Here is a 12590-nt window from a genome sequence, read left to right as displayed (position 1 = left end):
TTTATCGACAGAAAATGTGTTTCCCGATTTGCTTAATTTGAGGACGTGACCAAATCCATGCGCTTGTTGCTGTATCCGGATTAAAGTAATAAATAGCATTCCCAGTAGGATCCCATCCGTTAATCGCATCCATAACCGCTTTTTTAGATGTTGGATTGGGTTCAAGCCAAATTTGCCCATCTGCTACGGCAGTAAATGCACGCGGTTCAAAAATAACTCCAGCGACTGTATTTGGAAATGACGGACTGTTAACTCGGTTTAAAATAACGGCCGCTACGGCTACTTGGCCATTATATGGTTCACCCCGTGCTTCACCATGCACAGCATTTGCCATGAGCTGAATATCATTTTGTGAAAACCCGCTCGGTACATTCACCGCTGTTGGCTTTTGTGCTTTTTCTTTCTGTTGTTCAGAATTTCCTTTAGACGTATTACGCTGCGGCTGACTGGCAGGTTTTTTTGCTTGAGAAGATCCGCTTTGTGCTTTTTGCTGACCATTGTTCCCGCTGCTTTTTCCACTGCTACCGCTTCCTTTAGATTGCTGATCAAGAGGCTTACCGCCATAGTGCGTAAACTTATTGCCTTTTCTAATTTGATTTTTCACATAGCTTTCGTGATATTTTGTTGCGTTAGCTAATTTAATCTTTGTTTGCCAGCCTGCTAAACCGTCAATCTTTTTAATGCCAAATTCATATTGAAAATTGCGCAGTGCCCAATATGTGCTCCATCCAAATACACCGTCAATTTTCCCGTTATAATAACCTAAATACTGAAGTCTCGACTGCAGCTCAATAACGTCATCTCCAACTGCTCCGTGTTGAATGACTTGATTTGAAAACGCGTGAGCGGCCTTTGGACTCACAACGGACGCTGCAATAAATGAACATATGCATATGAGACATGCATACTTTTTAAAACATCGAAATGATAACATGACAAAACCTCCTACATCGTATGTAACTGATAAGATGATAGGAGTATTTTTTGTAAAGGTTGTTTTTTTATACAAGATGCGCAAAATTTACCGAAATGAAAAAACTCAGCTCGTAAATCTCTCAAAAAAGATTTACAAGCTGAGCCTAGACAATCGATGGCTGTTTGGCCTTTTTTACTTTTCTTAATGCCAGCCACCATAAATAAATCATAAATGGAATAATAATAAATACCCAATGATCCATTGTTTTTAAAATATAATCATATGTTCCATGTAAAATGAGCGGCGCAAATACGGAATACAGCGTCCACTTCGTTTTTTCCTTTCCTTCAGAAAACTTTGCTTTTCCTAAATAATACCCCATAATGACGCCGAATAAAGCATGACTAGATACGGGTAAAATGGCTCTTCCTAGCGCTGATTCTAAACCATTTGCAAATAAATATAAAATATTTTCAACGGTAGCAAAACCTAATGAAACAGCTGCCCCGTAAACAATTCCATCGTAATGCTCATCAAATTCCACATGCTGATAAATCGTGAAATATAAAATGAACCATTTGAAAAATTCTTCTAAAAAGCTTGTCGTAAAAAATGCTTCAAGAAAAGGTGATTGAAAAACGTGTTCTTCACCAAATACATATTGAATAAACATAATTGGCAAAACAAGCATTGCTCCAAAAATAAATGTTTTTAATACCATTGAAATAGGCTCAGTTTCATATTCATCTTTCAAATAAAAAAAACTTAACAATGCCAATCCTGGCGCAATGCCTGCAGATACAATCGCCAACATAAATAGCGCCTCATCTCCTCTATTTTTTTTAATAGTAACATGTTATCTTTAGGATGAAAATCTCCGTCTATAATGTCCTTATCTTTATATGTAAATGCTCACATAACTTGCTGTCGATTTACAAAGCCTAACAAAGACCTTAAACAAGTATACCAAAAAATGTATCATACTTATACGAAAAATTGAAAGGAGCTCTCTATGAAAACTGTTTATATTCTTCACACCGGCGGCACAATTTCGATGAAAGAAGACATGGAAACTGGAGCGGTAGCACCAGATATTCAAAACCCGCTTCACCGCTCAACATCATCTGTTTCAGGTATGGCCAATGTAATCGTAGAAGAAGCATTTCATCTGCCTTCTCCTCACATTACTCCTAAGGAAATGCTTATACTTTCAAAAAAAATACGCGATAAAATTAATGAAGGCAAAATTGATGCAGTCGTGTTAACCCACGGCACGGACACGCTGGAAGAAACCGCTTATTTTTTAGATTTAACAGTGCATACAGATATTCCAATTGTCTTAACTGGAGCTATGAGATCAAGCAATGAAATCGGTTCAGACGGTCCTTATAATTTTATATCTGCGGTTCGGGTGGCTATTAGTGACGGGGCAAAAGGAAAAGGTGTCTTAGTTGTGATGAACGATGAAATTCATACCGCTGAAAATGTGACCAAGACCCACACAAGCAACGTGGCGACATTTCAAAGCCCTCAGTACGGGCCAATAGGATTAATCACAAAACGCGGCGTATCTTTTCACCACATGCCTACAGAACATGAATTTTATCCTGTTAATCAAATAGATAAACAAATCACTTTATTAAAAGCTTATGCAGGAATGGACGACCATTTATTTCAAGCAGTGGCTTCAATGAATGTTGACGGACTTGTAATTGAAGCCCTCGGTCAAGGAAATCTGCCTCCTCTCACCATTCCAGGAATTCAATTGCTTTTGAAGCGAAAGATACCCATCGTGCTCGTTTCTCGCTGTTTTAATGGAATTGCTCAAGATGTATATGGGTATGAAGGCGGTGGCAAGCTGTTAAAAGAGATGGGCGTTATTTTTTCAAATGGCTTAAATGGTCCTAAAGCACGCATTAAACTGTTGGTTGCTCTCCAAGTAACAACGAATCATGATGAGCTGCAGCAGCTATTTAATCATTAGTAAAACAACGCATAGAAGCCTATGCGTTGTTTTTGTTGATAATATGAGAAGCGATTGATTTCCCATGAAAACGTCCATTTTCAATAAAAATCTCATTAGCATTGTTTCCTGCAGCAATCACACCAGCGATATAAATTCCTTCCACGTTTGTTTCCATCGTCTCTTCGGTAAAAGAAGGGCGGCCTGTTTTATCATCTAATTCCACACCCATTTTTGTTAAAAACGAGTGATCAGGGTGATAGCCAGTCATGGCAAAAACGAAATCGTTACTAATCGTAAATTCTTTCCCTTCCTGCTCATATGTTACTGCTTCATCCGTTATCTTTGTTACATGAGCGTTAAAATGCATCCCAATCGTTCCATTTCGAACCAGCGCTTCAAATTCAGGCAATATCCAAGGTTTTACGCTAGGGGAGTAATCTGAGCCACGATAAATAACCGTCACCCTTGCATCACACTTCACCAATTCCAGAGCTGCATCGACGCTAGAGTTTTTTCCGCCTATAACGACTACATCTTTATCAAAATACGGATGCGCTTCTTTGAAATAATGAAATACCTTTGATAAATCTTCACCAGGAACATTCATATAATTAGGATGATCGTAATAGCCCGTAGCTATAATGACATTCTCCGCTTCATATGTCTCTTTGGATGTTGTGACAATAATTTGGTTTTCCGCTTGTTTGTCTACTTGCAAGACACGTTCAAACGGCTGAATTCGAACTTGCTTGCGCTTCACCACTTCTCGGTAGTAAGCAAGAGCTTGGTTGCGCACAGGCTTACGATTTTCGGTAATAAAAGGGACATCCCCAATTTCTAGTTTTTCACTTGAACTAAAAAACGTTTGGTGGGTCGGATAGTTATAAATTGCATTCACAATATTGCCTTTTTCAATTACAAGGGCATCAATACCTGTATGTTGAAGCTCAATAGCTGCTGAAAGCCCGCATGGTCCTCCGCCAACAATAATTACTTTTTCTTTCTTCATGCCTGTCACTCCTTCAGTTGTAAACGCACCTTTTTTTTATTTTAACGCAGTGTAAAACAAAAAAATCTCCTCATTAATGATAGGAGATTTTTTCTATTTACGCAATTGTTCTGCTGTTCTGTTTTTAAATCCAGCCTCTGAAGCGAGAGCCTTCTGCCATTTTTCTTACGCCTATCATATAAGCAGCTAGACGCATGTCGACTTTTCGAGTTGTAGAAGTTTCGTAGATGTTATTAAATGATTTCACCATTACTTTTTCAAGCTTTTCTTCTACTTCTTCTTCCGTCCAATAATAACCTTGGTTATTTTGCACCCATTCAAAATAAGAGACTGTTACACCGCCCGCACTTGCCAAAACGTCTGGAACTAATAAAATCCCTCTCTCTGACAAGATGCGCGTTGCTTCAAGAGTTGTTGGTCCATTTGCTGCTTCCACCACAATACTCGCTTGAATGTTATGGGCATTTTCTTCTGTAATTTGATTTTCAATCGCAGCTGGAACTAGGATGTCACAGTCAAGTTCAAGCAGCTCTTTGTTGCTGATAGTATTATTGAATAATTTCGTTACTGTACCAAAGCTATCGCGTCGATCTAATAAATAATCAATGTCTAAACCATTAGGATCATGCAGCGCTCCGTATGCATCAGATATCCCTACAATTTTAGCACCAGCGTCGTGCATGAACTTAGCTAAAAAACTTCCTGCATTTCCAAATCCTTGTACTACTACCCGTGCACCTTGTAATTCAATGCCTCGTTTTTTCGCTGCTTCACGAATACAAATAGTTACTCCTTTTGCAGTCGCTGTTTCACGGCCGTGCGAACCACCTAAGACAAGGGGCTTTCCAGTAATAAAGCCAGGCGAGTTAAATTCATCAATCCGGCTGTATTCATCCATCATCCAAGCCATAATTTGTGAATTTGTAAACACATCCGGCGCTGGAATATCCTTTGTTGGTCCAACAATTTGGCTAATCGCACGAACATATCCGCGGCTTAAACGCTCTAATTCTCCAAAAGACATATTTCGAGGATCACAAACAATTCCACCTTTTCCTCCACCGTAAGGAAGGTCAACGATTCCACATTTTAAACTCATCCATATAGATAGAGCTTTTACTTCTTTTTCAGTTACGTTTGGGTGAAAACGAATTCCACCTTTCGTAGGACCAACTGCATCGTTATGCTGCGCTCGGTGACCTGTAAAAATCTTAACTGATCCGTCATCCATACGAACAGGAATTTTTACTGTCATCATTCGTAATGGCTCTTTTAATAGTTCATACACTTCATCAGGATAGCCTAGTTTTTCTAACGCTTTATGTATCACTGTTTGTGTAGATTTTAAAACATCATGCTTCTCTTCTTGACTATTTTTACTGTCTTGCATCTTGTCGGCTACCATCTGTAAACCTCCTAAAATGTATCGAAAATTATTCGTTTTTAATTGAATGGTGCTTCTTTCATGACATAGTATACACCCTTAGTTTTACATTGCAAAGGAAAATATCGAACTTTTAGTATTTTTTGTGTTCTTCTAAGAAAACGCTTCCAATAACTTTACAAGGTATGCTACAATGTTTTAAGTCTGCCTCTTTCCTAGTATGCGTTAATCGTCTTAAAAAAATAAAAAACACCCGGTGATAAAGAGTACTTTCAACAACTTTGTACAAGCTGAAAGTGCAGCCACTCTTATTTTAATAAAAGTGCTTTATCCTTCACGGGTGTAATTATTTCAATTAAACAGTTAAGAAAAGACAGAGTTAATATACTCCAGAGCTCTCTTTTCTACTAATATTTTTCCATATTCATTTACGCGGTGCTTTGTAATTGTAGAGGGATTTCCATACTCCGCCAAAACCGCAATCATATTCCCAACTTCAGCCGGTGACAGCATGTGATAATCCAATAGCACGTAAAAACGTTTTTCGAATGAATAGAGCACGCTATCCGTATCGTAAAAGTTTGACATGCGCTTGGTCAGCTGAATGACATCTTCAAATGAATCAAACTCAAAAAACATGTCTTCGCTTTCATCTAGCATGACCTGCATTTCAATGAAGTCCTCGAACTCGTCTTCATCGAACTCACCGTAGCTGGTTTCTTCTTCATACTGCTTTGTCACAAATACAACCATTCCCTGTGCTTGAAGTGAAAAAACTTCTACCGAAAGAGAATTTGTAGGTTCAAAGTTCAGTTCTTGAGAAGCTTGCTCTATCATCTCACGAAAGAGCTGTTTTACTTTGAATGTATCTGTCCATAGATCTTCTTTTGTTAACCCTCTTTCTTTTAAATCATCGTAGGTCAAAAAAACTTTTAGCTTATTATAGTTTAATCGTTCAAGCCTCATTAGCGTCCCTCCCCGCTTGCACTCATAACCACATGGTTCGATAATGCAGTATATGTATTTTTTGGAAAACGGTTCGTGATGTTTACTTACGAGTTTACAGGTTTATGAAAGGAAAGACAAGCTATTCTCAATCAATTTCTGCTAATTTTTTTGTTAGCCAACTGTTCCACTCTTCTTTTGTATTTCCTAAAATAAACGGCTGAGCCTCGCCTTTTCTTTTGCTATCTAAACCATCAAACACATAACCGCCTAATCCTACTTTAAGATGCGGGAATTTCTTTATCATTTGGTTCGTCAAATTCAGTGTTTTCTCGGCATTTTCCATCATCGTGCATGACATAAATAAAAACGTTGGGTCTACTTCTTTAACAATTAGCTCAACATCTTTATCTTCAATGCTGCTTCCTAAATAAATAACCTCAAACCCTTTACGGCGTAAAAATAGCGTAAAGACTAGAAGTCCAACTTCATGTGTCTCATTAGGCCCACATACAGCAATCGCTTTAGGCAATAAGCCATTTGAAGGCAGCGAATAAAAAATCATGCTGATACGCGTTTTTAATACTTGAGTCGTATAATGCTCATGAGCACTTGTGATTTGCCCTTTTTCCCACATATCTCCAACCGTCACGAGTAGAGAACCCAAAATATCAATAACCACTTTTTCTACCGAATACAGGCTAAACGCATGATTAATTAAATCCTGTGCTTTTCCTTCTTCAAAAGATAGAAGCATCGTTAACAGCTCATCCCTAATTTTCTGAGGGGAATCTACTTCTCCTTCTTCTTCAAACGCTCCTACTGTACTACTTTCCGTTTCTAATAACGAAACCGCTTGACTAATCGTAAAACCTCCGCTCACTTTTTCCGTGAGCCATTTTAATTTCCGCAAATCTTCCTCTGTATATAACCGATGCCCCGATTCATTGCGGACAGGATTTAAAATTTGATAGCGTCGTTCCCATGCACGCAAAGTTCCCGGCTGGATCCCGACCATATTTGAGATGGCTTTAATATTATACTTCCCTTCGTGAGCCATACGTAACCTCCAACTACTCTTCGTGAACTGTTTCTATTAATTGAATTATAGGATAAGTTATCCTGTGTGTAAAATTTGTATATGCTATGTAAAGAGTTTGTTCAAGGCTATTCTTTCCTTTTTAAAGTGATATAATGCGTTTGTGCTCTAGCTTGTAAACGGAGAGGCAGGGAGGTTGTACCATATCCATTACTAACAAAAAGAGGAATCTGTCTTTTCTCTTTCAGCCCTCCTAATTCATACATACCAAAATTAAATAAGCGTATCTGTCCTCCGTGTGTATGTCCGCTCAAAATTAAATCTACTTTTGATTCTTCATCTACATAATAGATAACATCAGGATTGTGGCTTAGAAGAATGGTAAGCTGGTCAGGTTCAATGGAAGAAACAGCTCGCTTTAGATCCATCTCACCTTCGGATAAATCATCTACTCCCGCAAAATTGCATGTAGTACCATGTTTAGAAACTGCAGAGACATGCTCGTTTTTAAGGGTAATAACTCCCTCATCCTTAAGCATCTGCTTCAATTGCACTTGACTTACTTCGTAATCATTATTTCCCCATACAAAATAGACCGGTCCAAGCGTTTTAAGCTTTTGAATATTTTGACGAGCACGCAATAAAGGTACTCCTCCTTCTAGTAAGTCACCGCCTATGATCACAAAATCTACTTCACCAGGTATTTTTTCCAACAGCTTCGACGAAACTGTTCGCTTATGTACATCCGATATAAAAAACAGGCGTAAAGGCTGCTGATTTCCGGGAAATGTTGATAAATGAATCGTTCTTTCTTCTACATATGTACGATGGGCTTCTGAAAACATAAAAATCAGCAGGCCTATGCCTAACGCTAAAATAATTAAAGAAATAACCATATATTCTCCTTCTTTTCATTTTATACACGGTGTGTTTCTGTTAAAGAAGAAAGGGCATAAATTGTCGCAATTGTTAACAAACCTACTACTTGATAAAGCGCAACTGTACTTAACGATAAAACTCCTATCACACATAGACATGAAACAAGATATTCATGCCATTTTACCTTATAGCCTTTTAGAAACAACCGACTTTGCAGAAACACTTTACGAACTGCCGCCGACAGACAAAAAAGAGCCGTGAAAAATAAAATTATAATACCAAACACATCTAACGGATGTAAAATCATTTGAATAAGTAAATAGGTTAACGAAGCTTTTGAGCCTACAGCCGTTAAACTGCTGATATAATAACTGCATAACCACGCAGCCAGCAAGTTAAACCAATCTCTCACAAAAAAACCCCCTTCACTAAACTTCTATGTAAAAAGAGGCTTTTTCATGCGATTCTATTTATTTTCATGATATAAATTAATTCCATAAGTGGACTGCATCCAGCGGAACGTTTCTTTTCGGTTCTCCCATGTTTCAGGCGTCGCCCATAGCTCTTTGCTTCTTTTAATAATCTCACAGCGCAAGTCTTGAAAAGTCTTTTCCGCTTTCTCGCTTTTTTTCTGCAGCTGTACAGTATAAAAATAAAGGGAGACGGTAAGCAATAGAAACATCAAATGCCCTATGTTACCTAACAAAAATGAGAAAAATTCGCTAAACGTCGTAAAAAAACCGCTTTGAAATATGAAAAAAAAGTAGCTAATAACAGCCGTTACGCTGGCTAAAAACAAAAGCTTCCATCTTTTCTCTTTAGCTTTCAGCTTATTAACCGTCTCTTTTCTTTTGATAACGCTCGCTAATATATATTGAAGTGTTTCATCGCTTTCAAAGTCTATCAACTTGTTTTCCAACATTCCACCCCCTCGTATGCTAGTACAACATATGAGTGAATATAAAAGATTATGTGGATAACACTGAAAATAATGGCTGTTTCCTTAACCTTTACTGCATGAGTTCTTCTGGCTGTACAGATTTCCCTTTTGACTTTCGTATCTGCAGGCCTAATAAAAAATCAATGAGAAAATGAGTGAAAATCGTGACATACAAATTTTCAGTCCACCAAAACAGCAACCCTATTAAAAAGCTTAAAACCACAATCGAAATAAAAAGAAACCACTTTTTTAAATATCGAATGTGAACGAGTGCAAATACGATACTCGCCCAAAAAAGGCCAAACTGAACTTGTATAACCCCTCGAAATAATATTTCTTCTGAACATGCAACGATTAGGCAAATAAGGGCTAGATGAGGAATGGAACGATTAGCAAATAAACGTTCATTAATCCCTCCGTCATCATATAAATGCTCGGGTACACATTTCATTAGAAGCATATCTCCTCCTACTACCAAGAGAGCTGTACCTCCCCCGTACAATAAAATAGAAGCCCAATCCAGCTCAAAAAACTGTAAAAAGGAATGCCACGAATCAAATGTGAAAAAACCGATGCCTAAAGCAATAAAGCAGATGAGCAGCTGCGTTACATATAAATTTTTAACCAGCTCTGCATCCGTCATGGATGAAATAAGCTCTTGCTGTGACTTTGCCATTATATCTCTCCTTGACGAAGCAAACGAGCTAATTCTAATTCCCAGCCTTGAAATGTCCATTGCTCTTGCTCACCATTTGTTTTTTTATAGGCTTCTAAATCCAATCCGCAGCAATCGCAACAATTCTGAAGCTCTGATTTTCCCAGCTCATTGAAATAGCCAAGCAGCACCTGACGACGGCATTCTTTTGCCTCAATAAACTCCTTCATCGCACGGTACTTGTCATGTTTGTTTCGAAGACGTTTATTTACAGCTGCAACAATCGTTTCATGCAGCGATTCAGGGATTTTCCTAGGTTCAACATGTTCATTTTCCACTACATTTTCTCTGTACAAATAATAACGAATAAATCGCCAATGTGTTTCTTGAATACCCACTGTATAAAGAAAATGAGACTCTACTTGTTTTAAAGGAATGGCCTGATCATGATTTCGTAAATACGACAGGCAGTATAAGATGATATCTGAAGAAGGAAGCTCAATTTCAAGTAAAGAATGAGCAAAATCATCGTCTCCTTCAGCATAAAGCAAAATCGCAATACTGTTTTGCTGATCGCGTCCACTTCTTCCAATTTCCTGTACGTATGCTTCTAGCTGCGTAGGTGTATGAAAATGAATAACAAAGCGAACATTCGATTTATTAACCCCCATTCCAAATGCACTTGTGCAGCAAATGATATCCAGCTGATTTTCTAAAAATTGCTGTTGAACAAGCATTCTTTCATTCGGTTCCATTCCCCCATGGTAATACTGCACTCGCTGTATCCCATTTTCCTTTAGAAGCTGTGTTAATGCTTCTGTCCAAGATCGGCTGGAACAATAGATAATTCCTGGACTTTGCAGTTCACTAACGTACATCAGCAACTTCTCTTTTTTCTCTTCAATACTTGCAACAAAATCAACTTTCATCGCAATATTACTTCGATTCATGGAATAGATGTGCTCGTTGACAGCAGGCAGCGATAAGTAACGCTTAATATCTTCCACTACTTCCCTAGTCGCAGTTCCTGTTAGTGCCAGACATAGCGGACTGCCAAGTTCCTTCCATATATCTCCTAACTGAAGATAATCCAAACGGAAATCATGTCCCCACTGAGAAATACAGTGCGCCTCGTCCACAACGAAAAGGCCTACCTTTGCCTGTTTTAATGCTTCTACCACAACAGCGTTTTGCAAAATTTCAGGAGATGCATAAATAAAACGATAAAAAGCTAAATCTTTTAGCGCCCGTCTTTTTTCTTCTTGTTGTAGGAAACTATTTAAGGCAATAACTCTCTTTTCTCCACTTGCCTTTAGTTGTTGAACTTGATCTTCCATCAGTGAAATTAAAGGAGATACAATCAGCACCGGTCGGTTCAACACATAAGCGGGGAGCTGATAGCACAATGATTTCCCTGTTCCTGTAGGAAGAACCGCTAACACATTATGACCTGTTAAAATATCTTGAATAATCTCTTTTTGTCCTAGTCGAAATTGGCTATAGCCAAATTGTTTCTGTAGAAGTTGTTCTATCTTCACATCAAACACCACTTTTTTTAGTATCAGGTAAAATGTTTTGCTAATACGAGACGAATCTGAAAATAGGTAACGTCGTCTTTTACTTCTTCCTTTATCGCCTTTAATTTATTTGTACGCAAACTTTCAAAAGCCGAGATAATTTCTTCCTGCTGCTTAGGCGATACGTATGCATCGATTGAAAAAGATGGAACAAACAGAGCTAATTCTGCAATATGATCTTCAATTGTACTTTCTTTTAAACGCCTTATATAAGCAATTTCTTCAAGCGCCTTTCCTTTTTGAAGCCAGCTATACGTTTTTAACGTCGAGCTTGTCAAAGGCAATTCTAAATATAGATCATGCAAAAAAGAAGAAAGTACATGAAAGCTTTCATTATTTTGACTCACTTTTTCAATGATATGATGAATAACCCCTAAAAGTTGAATATGCACATAATGCTCATCGAGTTCATATTGATATGCTAACTGATTTTTTGTAAAGCCTACTCTTTCGTATCCAGTCAGTTGCAAAACAAAAAGAGACGCATCCCGTTCCGTACAATCTTTCAAGCACGTTCGGAGCTCTTTGAATAGCTCGGCGGCTAACTCTTGACGCGTTTGCTTTTGAGACATAATATACGTTTTGACCCATTGAATGACCTCAGGATTTTTGGAAATGGGTAAAAACCCTTTTTGAAAATACTGTAGGTTTGATAAGGTCTGAATGAACAAAGTGATTCTTGCTAAAAATAATTGAGTACTGCTTGCGAATTTCCATCCGTCTAAAGCTGGATGAAAGGGCCGAGCCGTCAGTTCATCTTCAAGGCGTGTTCGTCCCTTATCTGTCATCACATACTTTTGATTTTCAGTTTCTTCGATATACTGCTGTTCTTTTAAATATGCAACGCAGGTTTCAAAAGACCGTTTATCTAAGTAAAGAAATGACTGAAAAAGAAAAGAGATTCCAAAAATTTTTCCGTCTTGAATTGTTTGTGCTGACTTTTTACCTGTTAATAAATGATAAATACCATAGGCGGTTCGCTCACCTTTTAACTGTTTTATACAAAATAAAATGCTAACTTGAATATAATTCAAAGGTGTCAACTTCCTTTCTCATTCATTGTACCAAAAGTGACCAATAGCATGTGAGATAAAGGCTTTTTAGCTCTTTCCTTTATGTATCAAAACGTTTGGATAAGTGAAGAAACCTTGATTTGATAAGCATTCTCAGTGACTTTTCTATTGAAAAGTTTTATAAATCATTTTACAATGAATAAGGAGAAATTTCACTCTTGATTCGCGAAGAGATTATATAATGAGAAATTTTCGAACACTTTACAG

Annotated in this window: 13 protein-coding genes; 1 reads left to right on the top strand and 12 read right to left on the bottom strand. The window is 37.8% G+C overall.

The features are described 5' to 3' along the window. Nucleotide 1: 1 nt before the first annotated feature. Nucleotides 2-934: a spore cortex-lytic enzyme gene (gene sleB / locus ACNHOZ_RS02870; protein WP_028411519.1), complete on the bottom strand. Its 933-nt coding sequence runs from the start codon at nucleotides 932-934 to the stop codon at nucleotides 2-4. 145 nt (nucleotides 935-1079) lie between these two features. Beyond that, nucleotides 1080-1730 (bottom strand): glutamic-type intramembrane protease PrsW, encoded by a 651-nt coding sequence (gene prsW / locus ACNHOZ_RS02865; RefSeq protein WP_028411520.1) that lies wholly within the window; start codon nucleotides 1728-1730, stop codon nucleotides 1080-1082. Between the two features lie 198 nt (nucleotides 1731-1928). Here prsW and ACNHOZ_RS02860 point away from each other — a divergent pair, with 198 nt between their 5' ends. After that, complete coding sequence (locus ACNHOZ_RS02860) at nucleotides 1929-2900, top strand: asparaginase (RefSeq protein WP_048019803.1); 972 nt, start codon at nucleotides 1929-1931, stop codon at nucleotides 2898-2900. 19 nt (nucleotides 2901-2919) lie between these two features. On the opposite strand, the gene ACNHOZ_RS02855 is transcribed toward ACNHOZ_RS02860, so the two are convergent. The 10 genes from ACNHOZ_RS02855 to ACNHOZ_RS02810 form a co-directional block, all read right to left on the bottom strand. Further along, the gene (locus tag ACNHOZ_RS02855) at nucleotides 2920-3891 is read right to left on the bottom strand and encodes a YpdA family putative bacillithiol disulfide reductase (protein WP_255905580.1); all 972 of its coding nucleotides are present in this window, start codon (nucleotides 3889-3891) and stop codon (nucleotides 2920-2922) included. A gap of 124 nt (nucleotides 3892-4015) precedes the next feature. Then, entirely contained in the window at nucleotides 4016-5281 is a 1266-nt protein-coding gene (locus tag ACNHOZ_RS02850; protein WP_370506064.1) for a Glu/Leu/Phe/Val family dehydrogenase, read from the bottom strand. A gap of 357 nt (nucleotides 5282-5638) precedes the next feature. Further along, on the bottom strand, nucleotides 5639-6241 hold the full coding sequence (locus tag ACNHOZ_RS02845; protein ID WP_025750420.1) for a genetic competence negative regulator: 603 nt from the start codon (nucleotides 6239-6241) through the stop codon (nucleotides 5639-5641). Nucleotides 6242-6368: 127 nt separating this feature from the next. Further along, nucleotides 6369-7280, bottom strand: a complete 912-nt coding sequence (locus ACNHOZ_RS02840) for a MerR family transcriptional regulator (protein WP_028411523.1) — start codon at nucleotides 7278-7280, stop codon at nucleotides 6369-6371. 107 nt (nucleotides 7281-7387) lie between these two features. Beyond that, on the bottom strand, nucleotides 7388-8155 hold the full coding sequence (locus ACNHOZ_RS02835) for a metallophosphoesterase (RefSeq protein ID WP_028411524.1): 768 nt from the start codon (nucleotides 8153-8155) through the stop codon (nucleotides 7388-7390). 20 nt (nucleotides 8156-8175) lie between these two features. Beyond that, nucleotides 8176-8550, bottom strand: a complete 375-nt coding sequence (locus ACNHOZ_RS02830) for a hypothetical protein (RefSeq protein WP_028411525.1) — start codon at nucleotides 8548-8550, stop codon at nucleotides 8176-8178. A gap of 54 nt (nucleotides 8551-8604) precedes the next feature. Beyond that, nucleotides 8605-9060, bottom strand: coding sequence for a DUF2663 family protein (locus ACNHOZ_RS02825; RefSeq protein ID WP_033579743.1), 456 nt, complete (start codon nucleotides 9058-9060; stop codon nucleotides 8605-8607). A gap of 88 nt (nucleotides 9061-9148) precedes the next feature. After that, nucleotides 9149-9754: a CPBP family intramembrane glutamic endopeptidase gene (locus ACNHOZ_RS02820; protein ID WP_255905592.1), complete on the bottom strand. Its 606-nt coding sequence runs from the start codon at nucleotides 9752-9754 to the stop codon at nucleotides 9149-9151. Next, the gene (locus ACNHOZ_RS02815) at nucleotides 9754-11271 is read right to left on the bottom strand and encodes a RecQ family ATP-dependent DNA helicase (RefSeq protein WP_028411528.1); all 1518 of its coding nucleotides are present in this window, start codon (nucleotides 11269-11271) and stop codon (nucleotides 9754-9756) included. Before ACNHOZ_RS02815 ends, ACNHOZ_RS02820 begins: the two co-directional genes overlap by 1 nt. Nucleotides 11272-11294: 23 nt before the next feature. Further along, nucleotides 11295-12344: a helix-turn-helix domain-containing protein gene (locus ACNHOZ_RS02810; RefSeq protein ID WP_048019801.1), complete on the bottom strand. Its 1050-nt coding sequence runs from the start codon at nucleotides 12342-12344 to the stop codon at nucleotides 11295-11297. Nucleotides 12345-12590: the final 246 nt, after the last annotated feature.

This window comes from Priestia sp. D51, from assembly GCF_053345675.1.
The sequence above is the reverse complement of the archived record's forward strand: the minus strand, read 5'-3'. Positions and strand labels throughout refer to the sequence as shown.

Bases quoted from the DNA above. Each gene is read 5' to 3' on its own strand.
- sleB (WP_028411519.1), bottom strand. From the start codon at position 934: ATGTTATCATTTCGATGTTTTAAAAAGTATGCATGTCTCATATGCATA.
- prsW (WP_028411520.1), bottom strand. From the start codon at position 1,730: ATGTTGGCGATTGTATCTGCAGGCATTGCGCCAGGATTGGCATTGTTA.
- ACNHOZ_RS02860 (WP_048019803.1), top strand. From the start codon at position 1,929: ATGAAAACTGTTTATATTCTTCACACCGGCGGCACAATTTCGATGAAA.
- ACNHOZ_RS02855 (WP_255905580.1), bottom strand. From the start codon at position 3,891: ATGAAGAAAGAAAAAGTAATTATTGTTGGCGGAGGACCATGCGGGCTT.
- ACNHOZ_RS02850 (WP_370506064.1), bottom strand. From the start codon at position 5,281: ATGCAAGACAGTAAAAATAGTCAAGAAGAGAAGCATGATGTTTTAAAA.
- ACNHOZ_RS02845 (WP_025750420.1), bottom strand. From the start codon at position 6,241: ATGAGGCTTGAACGATTAAACTATAATAAGCTAAAAGTTTTTTTGACC.
- ACNHOZ_RS02840 (WP_028411523.1), bottom strand. From the start codon at position 7,280: ATGGCTCACGAAGGGAAGTATAATATTAAAGCCATCTCAAATATGGTC.
- ACNHOZ_RS02835 (WP_028411524.1), bottom strand. From the start codon at position 8,155: ATGGTTATTTCTTTAATTATTTTAGCGTTAGGCATAGGCCTGCTGATT.
- ACNHOZ_RS02825 (WP_033579743.1), bottom strand. From the start codon at position 9,060: ATGTTGGAAAACAAGTTGATAGACTTTGAAAGCGATGAAACACTTCAA.
- ACNHOZ_RS02820 (WP_255905592.1), bottom strand. From the start codon at position 9,754: ATGGCAAAGTCACAGCAAGAGCTTATTTCATCCATGACGGATGCAGAG.